The sequence below is a fragment of the Salinimicrobium profundisediminis genome (assembly GCF_026241755.1).
GTDB classification, from domain to species: Bacteria; Bacteroidota; Bacteroidia; order Flavobacteriales; family Flavobacteriaceae; genus Salinimicrobium; species Salinimicrobium profundisediminis.
The window spans coordinates 1-19,217 of the sequence record NZ_JAPJDA010000038.1; the positions used below are offsets into that span (position 1 = coordinate 1).

16 protein-coding genes are annotated in these 19,217 nt (G+C 40.3%); 14 read left to right on the top strand and 2 right to left on the bottom strand.

The window, feature by feature from the left end; genetic code table 11:
• A partial coding sequence (locus tag OQ279_RS16780; protein WP_266071218.1) for a transposase occupies nt 1–809 on the bottom strand: 809 nt, incomplete at its 3' end.
• 184 nt (nt 810–993) lie between these two features.
• Between OQ279_RS16780 and OQ279_RS16785 the strand changes: the two genes are divergently transcribed.
• The 14 genes from OQ279_RS16785 (at nt 994) to OQ279_RS16850 (ending at nt 18,253) form a co-directional block, all read left to right on the top strand.
• Entirely contained in the window at nt 994–1,395 is a 402-nt protein-coding gene (locus OQ279_RS16785) for a hypothetical protein (protein ID WP_266071219.1), read from the top strand.
• A 289-nt stretch (nt 1,396–1,684) separates the two neighbouring features.
• Nucleotides 1,685–3,025: a glycoside hydrolase family 43 protein gene (locus tag OQ279_RS16790; protein WP_266071220.1), complete on the top strand. Its 1,341-nt coding sequence runs from the start codon at nt 1,685–1,687 to the stop codon at nt 3,023–3,025.
• A 623-nt stretch (nt 3,026–3,648) separates the two neighbouring features.
• Entirely contained in the window at nt 3,649–5,043 is a 1,395-nt protein-coding gene (locus OQ279_RS16795) for a gluzincin family metallopeptidase (RefSeq protein WP_266071221.1), read from the top strand.
• Nucleotides 5,044–5,425: 382 nt separating this feature from the next.
• A complete protein-coding gene (locus OQ279_RS16800) occupies nt 5,426–5,959 on the top strand; it encodes a dihydrofolate reductase family protein (protein ID WP_266071222.1) in 534 nt (177 codons plus the stop codon).
• Nucleotides 5,960–6,310: 351 nt separating this feature from the next.
• Nucleotides 6,311–8,143 carry an OstA-like protein gene (locus OQ279_RS16805; RefSeq protein WP_266071223.1) on the top strand — a complete coding sequence of 611 codons (1,833 nt, stop codon included), beginning with the start codon at nt 6,311–6,313 and terminating at the stop codon, nt 8,141–8,143.
• 4 nt (nt 8,144–8,147) lie between these two features.
• Nucleotides 8,148–9,335: an aspartate aminotransferase family protein gene (locus OQ279_RS16810; RefSeq protein WP_266071224.1), complete on the top strand. Its 1,188-nt coding sequence runs from the start codon at nt 8,148–8,150 to the stop codon at nt 9,333–9,335.
• A 97-nt stretch (nt 9,336–9,432) separates the two neighbouring features.
• Nucleotides 9,433–10,833 carry a tetratricopeptide repeat protein gene (locus tag OQ279_RS16815; protein WP_266071225.1) on the top strand — a complete coding sequence of 467 codons (1,401 nt, stop codon included), beginning with the start codon at nt 9,433–9,435 and terminating at the stop codon, nt 10,831–10,833.
• Between the two features lie 33 nt (nt 10,834–10,866).
• Nucleotides 10,867–11,814 (top strand): DUF368 domain-containing protein, encoded by a 948-nt coding sequence (locus tag OQ279_RS16820; RefSeq protein WP_266071226.1) that lies wholly within the window; start codon nt 10,867–10,869, stop codon nt 11,812–11,814.
• Nucleotides 11,792–12,814 carry a DUF368 domain-containing protein gene (locus tag OQ279_RS16825; protein ID WP_266071227.1) on the top strand — a complete coding sequence of 341 codons (1,023 nt, stop codon included), beginning with the start codon at nt 11,792–11,794 and terminating at the stop codon, nt 12,812–12,814. Before OQ279_RS16820 ends, OQ279_RS16825 begins: the two co-directional genes overlap by 23 nt.
• The gene (locus OQ279_RS16830) at nt 12,807–13,541 is read left to right on the top strand and encodes a shikimate dehydrogenase family protein (RefSeq protein WP_266071228.1); all 735 of its coding nucleotides are present in this window, start codon (nt 12,807–12,809) and stop codon (nt 13,539–13,541) included. The genes OQ279_RS16825 and OQ279_RS16830 overlap by 8 nt, the downstream gene beginning before the upstream one ends.
• Before the next feature lie 112 nt (nt 13,542–13,653).
• Nucleotides 13,654–16,071 (top strand): DUF349 domain-containing protein, encoded by a 2,418-nt coding sequence (locus OQ279_RS16835; protein WP_266071229.1) that lies wholly within the window; start codon nt 13,654–13,656, stop codon nt 16,069–16,071.
• A gap of 273 nt (nt 16,072–16,344) precedes the next feature.
• Nucleotides 16,345–16,566 carry an addiction module protein gene (locus OQ279_RS16840; RefSeq protein WP_266071230.1) on the top strand — a complete coding sequence of 74 codons (222 nt, stop codon included), beginning with the start codon at nt 16,345–16,347 and terminating at the stop codon, nt 16,564–16,566.
• A gap of 3 nt (nt 16,567–16,569) precedes the next feature.
• On the top strand, nt 16,570–16,875 hold the full coding sequence (locus OQ279_RS16845) for a type II toxin-antitoxin system RelE/ParE family toxin (protein ID WP_266071231.1): 306 nt from the start codon (nt 16,570–16,572) through the stop codon (nt 16,873–16,875).
• Nucleotides 16,876–16,987: 112 nt separating this feature from the next.
• Nucleotides 16,988–18,253: an IS256 family transposase gene (locus tag OQ279_RS16850; RefSeq protein ID WP_266071232.1), complete on the top strand. Its 1,266-nt coding sequence runs from the start codon at nt 16,988–16,990 to the stop codon at nt 18,251–18,253.
• Nucleotides 18,254–18,296: 43 nt separating this feature from the next.
• Here OQ279_RS16850 and mazG read toward each other — a convergent pair whose 3' ends face one another.
• On the bottom strand, nt 18,297–19,070 hold the full coding sequence (mazG, locus tag OQ279_RS16855) for a nucleoside triphosphate pyrophosphohydrolase (protein ID WP_266071233.1): 774 nt from the start codon (nt 19,068–19,070) through the stop codon (nt 18,297–18,299).
• Nucleotides 19,071–19,217: the final 147 nt, after the last annotated feature.

Sequence of the window (19,217 nt, forward strand, 5' to 3'; positions counted from 1 at the left end):
GTGATAACATTAGCTTCAATATCTACCGCCAGATTGCACAGGTAGTTCAGTTTCCTGGCTTTCCCGGGTTTGACACTAATCCGGGCATCGGGATCGGTGGGGCTGTAATGTGTTTTGTTGCTGGTATACCTGCTGCCTTTGTTTTTGGCACCGGGGCGCATGTCCTGGTCCTGACTCCATTTTTTGTTCCGGCTCTTTATTTCCTGGAGTTCTTTCTTACTTGCTGTGATCTTCTGCTGTTCTTCAGAAGCTTTATTCTCTTTAGCCTTTCGGTCTCTGCTGCTTTGTACCCGCACTTTAGAAAGATGCTCCTCGAGGTCTTCTGCCGGGACTTTGATCTCCAGGCTGTCCATAGAAGCATTGGCCTTTACAGGGGCCGAATCAATTGCCTGTGTATGGCCGCTTACCAGTCCTGCATCAATACAAAGCTTTAAAACTTTGGTGAAGACTTCCTCGAAAATATCTTCAGGGAAAAGCTGGCGGGTACGGCTTATCGTACTGTGCCAGGGCAATTCTTCGTCTACATCATAGCCTAAAAAATAGAGGATATCCAACCGCATTGCGCAGTGGTTCATCAACCCACGATCAGTAGTGATGTTCTCCAGGTATCCCACCAGGCAGATCTTGAAAAAGACCACCGGATCGATGCTTTTCTGCCCGCTATCTCCATAAAACTTCTGGGTAAGGGGATAAAGAAACTCCAGGTTCAGGGCTTCTTTTAAACGTCTGTAAAAATTTTCTTTTGGAATCCGGTCACTAAGACGGAAGGAAGTGAAGAGCTTTTCCTGATAATTTTTCTTGCCTTGCATATCAGAAAATTAGCATTTTCTGGTATCTTGTGCAACAGGCACAACACATAAAAACAATGCTGAAATTAGTCTCAAATCGAAAATTCCTGCTCGCTTGCAGCACCTGATTGTCCTGCGGACAATCAGGCTCGCCAGCTCGCACTGTTTTTATACGAGACGTTGGGTACATCTTAAAAATCTAAGAATGAAAATAATTTATATAAAAAAAGAAGATTCTATAGAAATTAAAGATGATCTGAAAAACAATTATTTCTTCGTGAAATTTCTGGTTGGTTTGAATATTCTGAATGCAGCATTAAGATTGATAAATATAAAAGAAACTGGTTTCGGATTTCAGGAAATCGTATGGTTAATAGTGGGAATTGTTTCTCTTGTTGTGTTATACTTTTTTCTTTTTAAAAGATCAACTTCAGACAAAATTGCATTAAACGAAATCAAAAGATTGAAGGTGAATTCTGTCTTTGGAAGAAAAAGATACTCTTTAGAATTAACCAACGGAAAACAGAGAAATTTAATTAGACTTAAAGATGAAAATGAACTTTCTGAGTTGAAAAAATTTTTAAATAATTGTGGAGCAAAAGCATAAAAAAGACGTTGCACAACAAAGAATAACACAAATTGCGGAATACCTTCCAAAAATGACATTTTTGACTACCTTTAAAAAGCAGTCTTAAACGGACAAATTCGAGTTCCCAAGCCGCAACTTGAGATAACCGCAAACCGTTAGCTGCAACGTTGACTAGTCCTTTAAAAAAAAGTTTTTATCACACTTGGTGTCTGTAATTCGGAGAAGTTATGTTAAAGTCAATAACTGAAGGTATAAACACATTTAAAATATGATGACTAAAAATATTTATGTAATAATCTTTTTTTTGATGACGCTGACCATCAATTACTATGCTGATGCACAAACAGTCCAACAGCAACCAATTATTCAGACAAAATACACTGCAGATCCCGCGCCAATGGTGCATAATGACACTGTATTCCTTTATACCAGTCATGATGAAGATGATGCAATGGGCTTTAAAATGTTCGATTGGTTACTTTATTCGTCAACCGATATGGTCAACTGGACCGAACATGGTGTAGTGGCATCATTAGATGATTTTGACTGGGTACCCTATGACAATGGCGCATGGGCAGTTCAATGTATTGAACGTAATGATAAATTTTACCTTTATTGCCCCATGCCGGGAGGAGTTGGAATTGGCGTTTTAGTGGCCGATAGTCCCTACGGCCCTTTTAAGGATCCACTTGGAAAGCCCCTTATTCAAAACAGTGATCACGATATTGACCCAACCATTCTCATCGACGATGACGGGCAGGCTTATATGTACTGGGGGAATCCAAAAGTGTATTATGTGAAACTGAACGAGGATATGATTTCCTATTCAGGAGAAATAATGGAGGAACCAACAACGCCCGACAACTACCAGGAGGGTCCCTGGGTTTGGAAACGCAACGGCCATTACTATATGGCTTATGCCTCCACTTGTTGTCCCGAAGGAATTGGATATGCAATGAGCGACTCCCCCACAGGCCCCTGGGAATACAAAGGTATGATTGTGGATGCTTCGGAAAAGAGCAGGGGAAATCATCCGGGAATTATTGAATATAAAGGAAAGTCCTATGTTTTCGGGCACAGTTACGACCTGTTGAAAAAAACCACTCCAAAATTTTATGAACGCCGTTCGGTTGAAATGGATGCAATGGAATATAATCCAGATGGGACTATCAAAAACCGGTATTATTGGTCAATAGAAGGTCCAGAACAGGTTGGAACCCTTGATCCTTTCAGGCGAGTTGAAGCAGAAACTATGGCCTGGAGCGAAGGAGTTAAGACCAGGTTTGAAACAGAGTGGGAAGGAGACTTCGACTGGGACAGAGGAATAAGAATCGCCGACCGTTTATTTGTTACTGCCATTAATCACGGTGATTACATAAAAGTTCAAGGTGTTGATTTTGCTGATGGCGCTAAATCGGTGGAAGTGAGTGTTTCACCACTTTATGGAGGCAAGATTGAAATACGGGCTGATAAAATTGACGGGCCGGTGATTGCAACAGTCGAGATAAATACCACAAGCGAACAGGGTATTTGGAGTACATTTACGGCACCGGTAAATAAAAACATCAAAGGAGTTCATGATATCTACTTTGTCTTCAGAGGAGAAAAGAATTTAATTTATTTTGACTGGTGGAAATTCAATAAATGAAAAAAATAATCCTATTGTTTGTATTCTCAGGAGTTCAAAAACATGAATGCAGGTAGTAAATAAAACGAAGCAGCCAAAAACTATATAAAAACAATGCTGAAATCAAGCTCGCCAGCTCACACTGTTTTTATACGAGCAGTTGCCCATAATTCCCCACATGAAGAAACTCCGTTAATTTCTCCGGCTAACGTCAAATTTCTGGATTTTTTTCATAAAAAATAGACCATGAAAGTTGGTGAGAGCCGACCATTAAAGGGTTTGGAACAAATAATAATTAAATTTGACGTTAGTCAGAATTCCCATACAAGTAAATCCTGTTGATTTCTTAGGCTAACGTCAAGTTTTTCAGGCTTTTTTTGAGATATAAAGTGTTGCGAAACACTGTTTGTTTTAGTAAAGGAAAATGGAATGTCAGATGTGTAAAACATATTTACGCACATTTTGAAGACTGATTAAAACTTTGGGCAACAGTAAATAACAAAAATTGCGGGATACCTGTCAAAAATGACATTTTTAAATATCTTTAAAAACAGCAATTAAAAGATAATTTTCCGTTCCCCAATCTGCACTTGCAGTAACCGGGACGTTATAGGAAATTTTAAAAAAACATCATCGTACAAATTATGAGAGGGAATTTAATCAAGGTATTTTTCTTTATATTTTTACCTTTAACGAACATTAACGCACAGGAAAACGCCCCATTTCTAACAGGAAAAATTCAAATCTCAATAAAAGAAGGAACTTTTGATTGTGATTTAACCTTGAGCACTATTCCCCAAATTAAAGATTATGTCATTCGATTAAACTCTGGAATGAATATTCTTCATATGCGAAGTAAAAAACCAAACGACTTTTTAATTTATTTCAGCAAATCTGTTACCGACACTACATCGACTGGCGAATCTACTGCATACTACTTCGAAGATAATAAAGAGAAAGGTAAATTTCTTCCGGAATCTATACAATTCAAGTATGTGGGCAAATTTCCAGTTGTTAATGATACGATAGAGAATTATAGTCTAAAAGATTGGAAAGGTAATATCGCTTATAATCAAAATTCCGTGAGGTCAGATGGTCGTCAATCTTCGTGGTATCCTATTTTATATGACATTACTAATGACAAAGATTTTCATCTAGTAAAATATGATATCGAGATATCCTGCGAAGATTGTAATACATTATACGTGAATGGAAATCCCCCTATTAAAGCTAAAAAAGCCAATTTCAAAAGCAAAATACCACGGGAATTAACCTTATTTTGTGGAAATTACGATTTTACAAATATAGATGATACTTATATTTTAAATTCAGATTTTAATGAGAGTGAAACTAAAAAGTTTAGTGAGTTGGTTAATTCTTATAAAAAATTCTATACTGACAAACTAAAAATTCCATTCAAACAATCTGTTTCTTTTGTACAAACGACACCTACATCAAAAAAAGACGGTTGGATGTTTGTCTCATATCCCACGATTATGAATATTGGTTGGCAAAATGGATTAAAAAATATAACCAATCCCAAATATCAAAATTTTTACAGACCATTTATTGCACACGAATTAGGTCATTATTATTTCGGCACTTTCAAGGATTTTAATTCAGAACTTGGAGATATGTTGAGTGAAGGTTTTTCAGAATTTATGTCATTGCAACTAACAAAAGAAATAATAAGCAAAGACATTTATGATAAAATGATAACTGGGAAATTTGAAAACCTAAAAGATTTCAAACCAAAACCATTCAGCCTAATACAGTCCGATTCTGAATACGAGAACAGACAATTATATGTTTATGACTTTGCACCTATTATTTTTATAGCAATAGAAAAAGAAATCGGAAAAGAAAAAATGTGGAATTGGTTAACCAATATCCTAAACACACCCACCAAATTTACGAATTACGATTTTCTAACATTAACTTTACGCGAAACATTAAAAAACGATAAAGAATTTAATCTTGTAAAAGCAAAATACTTTGAAAGTAAAAATGCTATTGAGAATGCGATTAACAAAATATAAGCTTGAATAAAAGACCTGTGCAAATAATGGCTATCCAAAAATGGCTTTTTTGAGAGATATTTCCTGTATTTATTTTCATTTGAAAACCCAATTCCTTAAATATTGATAAAATCCTTGCAAACCACTTTAATTATCTAAACCAATATTTTTCAGACAGAATTAAAAACAAAGAGAACCAACTACAGTCTATAATCAGCGATATTCATTCCTCAAAAGCGAAATTGAGAATTTCAGAACTTTCAAAGCGGACTCATATCACTGTGCGGCAATTAGAAAGAAAATTCAAATCTCAAATACCTTCACTACTTTAAAATATCGCATTTATACAAAATGCAAAGGGTTTTCTAAAATTAATTTTGCAAAAACATTAAATTTTAAACAGATGCGAAAAATATCACTTTTCATTGCCACAAGCTTAGATGGGTACATTGCAAAACCTAATGATGACTTGAGTTTCTTAAAACTCGTAGAAAAAGAAGGTGAAGACTATGGTTATAATGAATTTACAGATTCCATAGACACCTTGATTATTGGTAGAAAAACCTATGACTACGTGCTTCAGGAAATTGGCCCATCATTTTACGACAATGGCCAAAGGGATGTATATGTGATAACAAGAACCCAAAGACCAAATGTTGGCAGAACAACTTTTTACACAGGTAAAATCACTGATTTAGCAGAACAACTCAAATCTAAGAACGGAAAAAATATCTATTGTGATGGTGGTGCTGAAGTAATTAATGAACTATTAAAAAATGAGTTAATTGATGAATTTATTATTTCTGTAGTTCCTGTTTTGTTAGGTAATGGGACAAGATTATTTAAAGACGGGCGACCTGAACAAATACTCGAATTTGTAAAAGCAAAAACATTTGAAACAGGCTTGACGCAACTCCATTACAAACGGAAAAAATAAAAAAAGAACCGCCAACCATGTTTCCTGTAAAAAGTCATAGTTTTTTATGCTGCCACACCTATTTTATAAGGCGCTTCAGTTTTGATTACTGCCAAAGTGCCACTCAGGAGTTATGAGCAACCTTTACTTTTATTTTATTGACATCCATGCCCAGGTGTTTCCTGTAGTACAATACCCTCCATACCAATTAATCTGTCAAAAATGACAAAAGTTAAATGTGTTTTTAACGGAATTGTGATGCTGTAGGAAGTTTCTCTACTATAGAAATACCTGATATTTCAATCTTTAAAAGATCTCAGCAGCTCACCTATTTCCTTCAGAATTCATTACTTTTGAAGCAAAATTCTACTGGTGAAGTACGTTCAGGTTCTATATCTCTTTTCAATCTTTTTTTTCATAGGCTTCAGCAGTTACAGCCAGGAAGAAAAGAAGATTCGTTATGAAAGCGAACGTACTCTAAAAGATGAAGAGAATTATCCGGGTGCCTTTATTCTGAGTAAGGTGAACGAGCAGGTTCATTTTATTCACCAGGGTATTGAAGTGTGGGCCGACCAGGCCATTCATTACGCCGAAGAGAACTTCTTTAAAGCCTACGGAAATGTGCGTATGGAACAGGGTGATACCATCACCATGACCAGCCAGTATGCCGAATACAATGGTGATACGCAGTTTGCTTTTGCCAGCGGAAATGTTTTTATGCGCAACCCACAAACCAGCCTACAAACCGACACGCTTTTCTTTGACCGCACAAAACAGCAGGCCTACTACCGCAGCGGTGGAACTATACGTGATACTGCCAGTGTACTTAAAAGCCGAATTGGTCGCTACTATCTGGAAGATGAAAAATACACCTTCGCTTCGGAAGTAGTGATCACTAACCCCGATTATGTTTTGCGGTCTACTCAACTGGATTTTTATTCTGATAATGGTCACGCCTACTTCTATGGCCCCACAACAATAACGAGCGATCAATCTACCATATACGCCGAAAGGGGGTTCTACGACACCCGTGGCGATACCGGTTATTTTGTGAAAAATTCAAGAATTGACTATGAAAACCGGATTTTAGAGGGGGATAGCCTGTACTTTAACCGGAATACCAATTTTGCTTCGGCCACAAATAATATAAAGGTTACAGACACCATTAATGAAAGTGTTATACGAGGACATTACGCTGAAGTTTTTAGGGAAAAAGATTCAGTTTTTATCACAAAACGTGCGGTGGCAGTGAGCGTTCAGGAGCAGGACTCTCTCTATATTCATGCAGATACCTTAATGGTTACCGGCAAACCCGAAGACAGGATCATCCGTGGTTTTTATGGCGTGCGCCTGTACAAGAGCAATATGAGCGGTAAGAGTGATTCTATTCATGTACGGGAAAAAACCGGGTTGACGCAAATGTTGGGCAGACCGGTAATGTGGTCAGAAAACAACCAGTTAACAGGAGATACCATTCACTTGCTCAACAATGTTGTGACCGAAGAAATGGATTCTCTCAAAGTATATGATAATGCATTTATGATTCAGCGTGACAGTTTGGGCGGGTTTAATCAGCTGAAGGGTTTGCAGATGTATGGAAAGTTTAAAGATAATGCTTTAGATCAGGTAGACCTGGTAAAAAATACCGAGACACTTTATTACATGAGAAATGACGCTGGAGATTTGATTGGCATCAATAAAACCCTGTCGAGCTCTATTTCTGTTTTCTTTGAAGATGAAGAGATAAGCATGGTCGATTATCTTAATAATGTCGACGGAATTCTTTATCCTGAAAGTGAACTTCCTGAAGAAGAGCGTACCCTTAAGGGCTTTAACTGGCGTGGTGAAGAAAGGCTGAATTCTGTAGAAGATCTTTTTATTGACGATCCAGATTATGAGCCGGTGAAGATACAGGGGATACCAATGCCTGAAGAAGAAGAGAACTTTTTTAACAATGAGTCGCGGGAAGGACCTTTGCTGAATAACAAGAGCCGTTTACAGGAAAAAGATCTTCAGGAAAGAACTGTAGATACTGTTCCAAATGCGGGCAAAGCTGCTCAACCAGAACCACTCTTACGACAGGAAGAGTTGGACAGCCTCCCAGCAATGGACAGTATTCAGCCTACTCCGGGCCAGGAACCGCGCCCGGCACAACAGCAGGACACCATCTCCCCTGCCGTTGCCACCCAACCTAAAAGAGACTAAAGAATTGAAACAGGATTTTTTAAAATATCAGGCGCAAACTTCGCCTTACCCTTTGGCAATGGAAGTTTCCCATGCTTCGGGATCGTACATCTATGATACAGCAGGCAAAAAGCATCTCGATTTTGTGGCAGGTGTTTCGGCCTGTACTTTGGGACACTGCCATCCTCGTGTTGTAAACGCTATAAAAGAACAGGCAGAAAAGTACCTGCACGTTATGGTGTATGGCGAATATGCCCAGGGGCCCGCTATAGAATTGTGCAAGTTGCTCGCAGAACATCTCCCGGCGCCGCTGGAAAAAACATACCTGACAAATTCGGGAACCGAAGCCATTGAGGGGTCTTTAAAACTTGCCCGCCGGTATACCGGAAGATCTGGAATAATTGCAGCAAAGAGCGCTTACCATGGGAACACCATGGGTTCGTTGAGCCTCATGACCTACGAGGAGCGGCAAAAGCCTTTCCGCCCGTTGATCCCCGATATTTCCTGGATTGAGTTCAACCGTGAAGAAGACCTTGAAAAGATAAATGAAAATACGGCAGGCGTTATTTTGGAAAGTATCCAGGGTGGTGCAGGCTTTATTCAGCCTCAAAACGATTATCTAAAAAAGGTAAAAGCCAGGTGTGAAAAAGTGGGTGCCCTCCTCATTCTCGATGAGATCCAACCGGGCTTTGGGCGCACCGGAAAACTGTTTGGCTTTCAAAATTATAACACCGTACCACATATTCTGGTGATGGGGAAAGGCATGGGTGGCGGACTGCCCATTGGTGCCTTCACCTCCTCTTCAGAAATTATGGATACGCTGAGTGCCAATCCTAAAATGGGACATATCACTACTTTTGGTGGAAATCCTGTGATTGCGGCAGCAGCTCTGGCAACATTACAAGAACTGGTAGCAGGAGACCTGCTTGCCCAAACCCTTCAAAAAGAGCAATTTTTCAGAGAATTATTGGTGCACCCGCTCATTTCTAAGGTACGGGGACGCGGATTAATGCTCGCTCCTATATTAACTTCCGAAGAAATTGCCAACAAACTTGTGCTGAGAGCGCAAGATAAAGGCTTGATCTTGTTTTGGTTACTATTTGAAGGTAAAGCCGTAAGAATTACGCCACCGCTTACTATTTCAATGAGTGAAATAAAAGAAGGATGCGGCATAATTATTGACATACTAAATGATTTATTGCAGGACAATTAGGTGTTAATTACTTTGTTAACAACATAATTCGTTTTTAACCCGGTCGCTGTAGAACATTTATAACTTTAATACTGAAGAAATCAGTAAATCACTGCTTATGCTATTAAGCCATAACGAAGAAAACAATTTCTCCCTTACTCGTTTTGAATCGATGCTGAAGACGAATGATGTATTGTTCTTCGACTCCGATGAGTTTGAAAATATTATTCATTACTATTTAGAGAACGGAAAAATTACACTTGCCAAAAAAGCTGTAAGGCTTGGGCTTTCACAACACCCATCTTCGGTTAACCTGAAGTTGCTGCGCGTGGAGATCCTGGTTTTTGAAGATAAATTAGATCAGGCCGAAGGAATTCTCAATGAGATCTATGACCTGGAATCCTCAAATGAGGAAATCTATATTCAAAAGGCTAACATACTCTCAAAGAAAGATCAACACCAGGAAGCTATTCAAATGCTCGAGGTTGCTCTCGAAATGAGCTACGACGAAGCCGACGTGTACTCCCTGCTGGGAATGGAATACCTGTTCCTGGAAGATTTTGAGAACGCAAAGCTCAATTTCATGAAGTGCCTTGAAGCCGATAAAGAAGATTATTCAGCGCTCTACAACATCATGTATTGCTTTGATTTTCTTGAACAAAAACGCGAAGCCATAGCGTATCTTAACAAATTTCTCGATACGAACCCATATTCAGAAGTAGCCTGGCACCAGCTGGGAAAACAGTACTTTGATCTTAAAGATTACAACAAAGCCCTTTCGGCTTTTGACTTTGCCATCATTAGTGACGATACTTTTATAGGAGCTTATCTTGAAAAAGGAAAGGTGCTGGAAAAACTGGGCAAGTTTAATGAAGCTATTGAAAATTATAGCATTACCATGGATCTTGATGATCCTACCTCTTTTGCGTACCTGCGTATTGGGAAATGTTATGAAAAACTGGGACTTGATGAGCTGGCGTTAAAGAATTACCGCCAAACGGTTCATGAAGATCCTTTGCTGGACAAAGGCTGGATAGCCATCACAGACTTCTTTTACAAAAAGCAGAATTTTCGGAAAGCCCTTTACTACATCAATAAAGCTATCAATATTGACAGCGAGAATGTGCTGTACTGGAAGAGGTATGCCCGCATTAACAATCAGTTAAACCTACTTGAAGAAGCTGAAAAAGGTTACCGCCGTACACTCGAACTGGGAAACTATGAGCTGGAAACCTGGGTGAAAAGATGCGACGTACTTATTGATTTAGGGGAATTCGAGGCTGCCGTACAAAACCTGTTACAGGCCGTGGAATTTTATCCTGAAACGGCCGAGATTGAGTACCGGCTTGCCGGCCTATATTTCATGCTGCACGAACCCGAAAAAGGAAATACGCATTTGAATAACGCCCTTAAAATGGATTCTGATTATTACATTATCATTGAGGAGCTTTTCCCTTCTATTTTCGCAAGAAAATCGGTTAAGGAGAAAATAAAGATGCACCTAAAATCTTGCAATTAATTCTTATAACTTTGCGCACTTCAAAACCAGACGATGCGACGAAGCTTTAAAGATTACCTTGTTCTCACTGCAAAAGGAATGGCCATGGGAGCGGCCGATGTTGTTCCCGGGGTCTCCGGTGGTACCATAGCGTTTATTTCAGGGATTTATGAGGAGCTCATTTCTACCATTAGCGGGGTGAAAATCGGGCTGCTTTACACCTGGAAGAATGAGGGATTTAAAGCAATGTGGAAGGAATTTAACGGCAACTTTATCATTGCCCTTTTAGGCGGAATCCTGTTTAGCATCTTTACTGTGATGCGACTCACCAATTACTTGCTGGAGAACCACCCAATCCTTATCTGGTCTTTCTTTTTTGGGCTGGTACTGGCAAGCATATACTACGTGGCAAAACAAATCGAAAAATGGACATTTAACGTGTTCCTTTTTTTGGTAATAGGCGCAGGAGTAGCTTTCTATATCACCTCGCTGCCACCCTTAGCTGCAGCACCAAATGATCTTTACCTGTTCTTTGCAGGTGCCATTGCCATTTGTGCAATGATATTACCAGGAATTTCGGGAGCCTTTATCCTGGTGCTCCTTGGAGCATACAAAACCGTGAGTGAAGCAGCACATGAGTTCGACTTAAAGATATTGGGCATAGTAGCTTTAGGCGCTGTGTTTGGATTACTTTCCTTTTCCCGGCTCCTCAAATGGCTCTTCCGCAATTACAGCACCCTAACCCTGGCAACATTAACAGGGTTTATCGCAGGCTCTCTCAACAAGATTTGGCCGTGGAAGTTAAAACTGGAAACTGCCCAGTACGGTGACAAGGTGATCACCCTAAGAGACGAATCTGTAATGCCCTGGAATTTTGGTTCAGAGCCTCACACCTTTCAGGCCTTTATGCTCATGCTTGCAGGGTTTGCTCTTATTCTTATCTTAGAGGGCCTCGCAGAAAAAAAGCCGGTGCAGGACAATGCAGCAAACCCGAACGTTTAGCGATAAAATATTCCTGGTGATCAAGGGAGTCCTTATGGGGGCTGCCAATAAAGTTCCCGGCGTATCGGGCGGGATGGTGGCTTTTGTTGCCGGTTTTTATGAGGAATTTATTTTTTCCCTTCGCCGTGTCAACATCAATTCCCTGAAATTATTGATAAACGGAAGGTTTCGCAGCCTTTGGTATTACACCAACGGGCGCTTTCTTTCGCTGCTTGTTTTAGGAATGGTCATCAGCTATTTTTCCATTTCCCTGCTGCTCGATTACCTAATAACACATTACGAGCTTTACGTCTGGTCTTCTTTCTTCGGAATGATCCTGGGCTCCATTTATTACATAAGTAAAGATTTTGAAGAGTGGAACCGCCGCAACATTGGCTTTATGCTTCTTGGTATCATTGCCGGCGTGAGCATCAGCTTTTTGGAACCTGCCGCGCAGAATGACAATCTCTGGTTTGTCTTTTTCTGCGGAATTGTAGGAGTTTCTGGGATGACACTTCCCGGGCTTTCCGGTTCTTTCATTCTTATTCTCCTGGGCAACTACGTGCTGCTGCTGGTAGACTCCGTCAATGCGCTGTACCTCACCTTGTCCGATCTCTTCAGGTTTGACCTTGGTTTTCTTGACGATCCCGAAAGATTGCGCCTGCTGCAGGTATTACTCGTATTCACGGCAGGATCTGTGGCCGGGCTCGTTTCCCTGTCTCACATATTGGGATATTTACTGAAGCATTTCAAAAATGCCACTTTTGCAGTGATTATTGGTTTTATCACCGGCTCCCTGGGAGTGGTATGGCCATGGAAAGAAGCAGAATTCCGTAGAAATGCCGAAGGTGTATTTTTGCTGGATCAAAACGGGAATAAGATCGTAGACAATTATAACAGGTACCTGCCGGCAATAGATGAACCCAGCACCTGGATCGCGATTTTCTTTATCATTACAGGAACCGTTCTCGTATTGTGGCTGGCCCTGGCCGAACTTAAAAACAAAAGATCTCATGCGTAAATTCGGACTCGTAGGACGTAATATTTCCTATTCTTTCTCACGGAAGTATTTTTCTGAAAAATTCACCAGTGAAGGCATAAACGCCACATATGAAAACTTTGACCTGCAGGATATCAAGCAATTTCCTGAAGTGCTCGACAAAAATCCGGAATTAAAAGGTCTTAATGTGACTATTCCATATAAAGAGGTGATTTTCCCTTTTTTGGATAGTCTTGATGAAACAGCCCAACAAATCGGTGCAGTAAACACCATTAAAGTAGAGCGAAACGGGAGTCTTACCGGCTATAACACCGATTACTTCGGATTTTCGGAAGCCTTAAAACCCTTCCTGAAGCTACACCACAAAAAAGCACTTATTTTGGGCACGGGTGGCGCCTCCAAGGCTGTTAATTACGCTTTGAATTCGCTGGATATCAAAACCCGCCTTGTCTCCCGCTCACCTTCCAAAAATGCCATTTCTTACCAGCAACTTTCCGAAGAGATACTTGAGGAACACACTGTCATTATAAACACCACACCGCTGGGTACGCATCCAAAAGTAGAAGAATATCCGCCGCTCCCGGTAAATTACCTCAGTTCCAGGCACCTGTTATTCGACCTCATTTACAATCCGCCGCAAACAGCATTAATGAAGCTGGCTGCTGCCCGTGGAGCAACGGTTTTAAACGGGGAGAAAATGCTGGAACTTCAGGCGCTCAAAGCCTGGGAAATATGGAACCGGGACTAAAAGCCGGTCTTTAACTTTACATTTAGAAATAGCCGCAATCCCTTGTTAGGTACGTGGGGAGTTATTATCTTTCAGACTTATTACTGAATATTGAACCCTAACATTGAAAGATATGTCTGAGAAAGAAAAACTGTCAAACCAGGAACAACAGGAAAATCAAAACAAAGACCTGAATTCCCAGGCCCAAACCGGAGCCGAAAAGACAGAAAAAAATGCTGAAAAAGCTTCCGAAGAGAAAGAGGAGCGAGATTCCATTGCAGATGCTATGGTAGACGAGTCGAAAGCGAGTGAAGATAGAAGGAATGCCGAACCCGGCTCCTCTACCGAATCGTTTTTGGAAAGTGATGATGAGGGGGAAGAGCAGCCGGCTTCTCAGAAAAAAGAAACAACTACGCCAACTCCCAATAAAGCTGCTGATACTGCACAACCTTCAGAAGAAAAGGAAAGTAAAGATATTGAAGATGCCATGGTAGATGAAGCCAAATCGACCGAGGATAAAAAAGGACTTGAGCCAGTTACCTCGCCCGAATCGGCTTTAGAAAGCGATCATGAGGATGAAGAGCCTTCGGCCAATGCAGAAGATAATACCGGGAAAACTTCCGAAGAAAAAACGGAAGTTAAAAATCCCTTTTTTGACACCTCAAGTCCGGCAACTTCCGAAGAGAAAGTTGAAGATTCTTCCGAAGAAAATGACGAGACTAAAGACGACGAACAGCAGCAAAAGGCACCCAAAGATGCTCAAAGCGAAATGGATGATGCCGTTGCTGAAGACAGCGAAGACGAAGCCACTGCCGAGCGTCATGGCATAGAAAAGAAAGATTACCACGCCATGAGCAAGGAAGCCCTCGCCGATGAACTGGAAAAACTTCTCAAAAACGAAAAAGTACAGGCAATTAAAGAGCACGTTGAAGAAATACGGGCTGAGTTTAATGCCAAACAAGACGAGGAAATTGAGGAGAAGAAAGAAGAATTTCTTGCTGATGGCGGGAATATTATTGACTTCCACTACTCTACTCCCTTAAAAAAGCGTTTTAATTCCCTGTATTTTGACTACAAGGAAAAAAGAAATAAGCATTACCAGCAACTTAAGCAGGACCTTAATAAAAACCTGGAAAAAAGGCTGGAGATCATTGAAGAATTAAAGGGTTTGATTGATGTTGAAGAGAATATCAACACCACCTACAAACATTTTAAAGATTTGCAGGATCGTTGGAAAACGGCAGGATCAATCCCTCGTGATAAGTACAACACAGTTTGGAATACCTATCACCACCACGTTGAGAACTTTTACGACTTTTTGCACCTTAACCGCGAGTTTAGAGATCTTGATTTCAAGCACAACCTTGAGCAGAAATTAAAGATCATAACCCGGGCCGAAGAGCTTACACAAGAGCCGGATACCAACCGTGCTTTTAGGGAGCTACAAATGCTGCACAAAATGTGGAAAGAAGATCTTGGCCCCGTAGAAAAAGAGTACAGGGAAGATATCTGGCAAAAATTCAGCGATGCCACCAAGCAGATTCATGACAAGAGACAGGAGTATTTTGCGCAGCTGGAAAAGGATTTTGAGAAAAACCTTGAGAAGAAGCAGCAAATCATTGATCAGATAAAAGGTATTGCTTCGGAAAAATATACGTCGCACAAGCAATGGCAACAGAAGATTACTGAAGTTGAAGCCCTAAGGGAAGCATTCTTCAATGCAGGAAAGGTGCCGCGACACGTGAACGACGAGACCTGGAAGAAGTTCAAAGAGGCTGTACGCAGTTTTAACCGCAACAAGAACTCTTTTTACAAGAACCAGAAAAAAGAACAATACGACAATCTTGAGAAAAAGCAGGAACTGGTAAGGATTGCCGAAGAACATAAAGACAGCGAGGACTTTAAAGTCACCACGCCGCTTATGAAAAAGATCCAGACCGACTGGAAGAATATTGGCCACGTTCCCCGAAAAGACAGCGATAAGATCTGGAAAAAGTTCAAAGCTGCCTGTAATCACTATTTTGACAGGCTTCACGCTTCCAGAAATGAGGAGAACAAAGAAGAAAATGAAACTTTTGATCAAAAGAAAGACCTGCTTGAAAAGCTAAAGAATATTGAGCTTAGCGGCGATCGCAAAAAGGATCTTCCCACCATCAAAAACTTTATTGAGGAATGGAAAAAACTGGGCCGCGTGCCACACAGCAAACGCTACATTGAAGGAAAGTTCAACAAAGCCCTTGACCAGGCTTTTGATAAGCTGGATCTAGATAAGAAACAGAGCGAAATGCTCAAGTACGAGAACAAGGTCCAGGCCCTCGAAAATTCTGATGATTCAAGAAAGCTAAACAACGAGCATTACTTCCTTACAAAGAAGATCGAGGAAACAAAAGCCGAAATAAGGCAGCTGGAAAACAACCTGCAGTTCTTCTCTAACGTTGATGATAAGAATCCGCTGGTACAGGAAGTTCACAAGAACATCCAGAATCACAAGGAGCAGCTTAAGATCTGGAAAGAGAAACTGGAGAAAGTAAAGTCTCTTTACGACGAATAAAATTCTTTACCAGAAACATAAAACACCCCTTAAAAATGACATTTTTAAGGGGTGTTTTTGATTGGAGTTCTTATGGTCAATCTAAAATTGCTCCATGTTCTCATCGTTTCTTTTCTTCAGATTAAAAAGAATCTGAAATAGATTCAAAATGGCCGCGGGAAACAAACTTCTATTTCGAGAGCTACTTAAAACAAGTTAAACTTTCCCTAGAGTATTTGAAAAGAGAAATATTACACAATAATTGTATCTTTATGTAAGCGAAAACAAAATGCTATGGATAATTTATCAGCCAGAAAGTATCACTTCATAGAGGAGTTGATGACAGTTGAAGAGGAAAGCGTGATGGAGGCATTAGAGCGTGTACTAAAAAAAGAAAAAGAAGCACAGGAACGTATTTCTCCAGTTCAGAAGAAGGAATTAGATAAACGTCTCCAAAGTTATTCAGAAAATCCTGAAGATCTATTAGATTGGAATGAAGTCAAAGAGGAATGGTAAAGGATGAATTATAAAACTAAGATACATCCTATAGTTCGGCACGATCTAGAGGGGGCGAAAAAATGGTACAGTGAACGAAAAGAAGAATTAAGTGAAGAATTTAAACGTGAAGTGAATAAGGAAATCGATTCTATCGGTAAATCCCCTCTTCAATACCCGCGGAAGTATAAAGAATTTCGACAGTCAATAGTCAGGCGTTTTCCATACTCCATCTTTTTTGTAGTCGAAGAAGAAAAAAACCAGATAATAATTATGGGAGTTTTACACAGTAGCCGAAATCCTGAGATTATTCGGAGACGACAGAAATAGACGAAACAGAGAATTCAAGATCAGTCTCATTCTCTGGCAAAGCCTGACCTCGAGGGTGTAAATTAAACTCTGTCTGAAAAAGATTTTTAAATAACTTTATTCAGACAGACCCATGACAACAGAAGAACAACAAAATTTAGAGAAGAAGGCCCTTGAACAGTTTATGTCGGGCAAGAGTCTCTTCGGGAAAGGTGGTGCCTTTGCACCTATGCTCAAGAGTTTCATTGAAAAAGCCCTTGAAGCTGAAATGGATTCTCATCTTAATGAGGAGGAACGATCCGGAGGTAATAAGCGTAACGGGAAGGGAAAAAAGAAGATAAAGAGCGGCTTCGGATCCTTTGAAATCGATACCCCACAGGATCGACAAAGTAGCTTTGAACCGGATCTGGTAAAGAAGCGCCAGACTATTTTAGCAGACAACTTATCGGAGAAGATCATAGGCCTCTATGGTCTTGGCATGAGCTACCGTGACATCTCTTCCCACATCAAGGAAATGTACGATACCGACATCTCTCACACTGTCCTTAGTCAGATCACAGATCGTATCATTCCAGACGTAAAGGCGTGGCAGAGCAGACCTCTTGACCCTCTGTACTGTATTGTATGGCTCGATGCCATGCATTATAAAGTGAAAGTAGATGGGAAGATAGAACATAAGGCGCTCTACAACATTCTGGGTATTAACAAGGAGGGATACAAGGAAGTCCTAGGTATGTATATTTCTGAAAGTGAAGGTGCTAATTTCTGGCTACAGGTACTGACAGATCTTCAAAACCGTGGACTGGAAGATATATTAATTGCTTGTACGGATAATCTCAAAGGATTCACCAATGCTATTCTCAGCATTTTCTCAAAGACTCAGGTACAGCTGTGTATTGTTCACCAGATACGGAACTCCTTAAAGTTTATTGCTTCAAAGGATCAAAAGGAATTTATGAAAGACCTTAAGAAAGTTTATCGGGCGGTAAACAAAGAAGTGGCTGAAGATGAACTACTATCCCTGGAAGAAAAGTGGAGTCAAAAGTATCCAGTAGTAATTGAAAGCTGGCAACGCAATTGGGAAGAGCTCTCACAATATTTTCAGTTCACCGAGCCTATCAGAAAAATCATTTATACCACCAATGCTGTCGAAGGCTTCTATCGTCAGGTTCGTAAAGTGACAAAGACAAAAGGAGCCTTTACCAATGACATGGCCCTTTTGAAATTAGTTTATCTGGCCACCAAAAATATCGAAAAGAAGTGGACAGCTCCTCTTCATAATTGGAGCCTTACGATTCAGCAATTTTATATTAAATTTGAAGATAGGATACCTCTGGCTATAAATACCAGAACTTCAGCAAACAGTACAAGAGATATAGAAAGATCAGACAGAGTTTAATTTACAGACCCCTGACCTCCTGTCTCTCCAAGCCAAAAGCCGTTTAAATCCTCTTCGCTTCTTCCCAGTAGACATCCATTTCGGCCAGCGTCATATCCTTAAGGCTCTTATCCTGTTCTTTTGCTTTGGCCTCTAGATACTGAAATCTCTTAATAAACTTCTTGTTGGTTCGCTCCAGTGCATCTTCAGGATTCACCTTTAAGAATCGGGCGTAATTGATCATGCTGAACATCACGTCGCCAAACTCCTCTTCTATTTTCTGCTGATTTTCAGAATTAATCTCGTGCTGCAGTTCCCCCAGTTCTTCCTGTAACTTTTCGAATACCTGCTGCGGTTCTTCCCAGTCAAAGCCTACACCCGCCACTTTATCCTGAATGCGACTTGCCTTCACAAGTGCCGGTAAAGACGCGGGAACCCCTTCTAAAACGCTTTTTTTGCCCTCTTTTAACTTCAGCTGTTCCCAGTTGCGTTTAACATCTTCCTCGTTATTCACTTTTGTATCGCTGTAGATATGTGGGTGCCGGCTTATTAATTTCTCAGAAATGCTGTTGGCCACATCGGCAATATCAAAATCGTTAGTCTCACTTCCTATTTTTGCATAGAATACGATGTGCAGTAAAAGATCACCCAGCTCCTTTTTTACCTCCTGCAAATCATTGTCAAGAATTGCATCTCCCAACTCGTATGTCTCTTCAATAGTGAGGTGCCGCAGGCTCTGCAAGGTTTGCTTTTTATCCCAGGGGCATTGTTCCCGTAGCTCGTCCATTATGGTGAGTAAGCGGTCAAAAGCTTTAAGCTGTTCTTGTCGTGAATTCATGATGTGATCTTTAAAGAAGGAAAGGTAAGTTTTAACCAAAGAAAAAACCAACTGAAATCAGTTGGTTTTAAGTAAATAATCCTCGGGGCAAGCCCCGAGGCATTAGCTAGAATAGTTTTAATTGTGAGTTGTCACTTTTATGCAGTA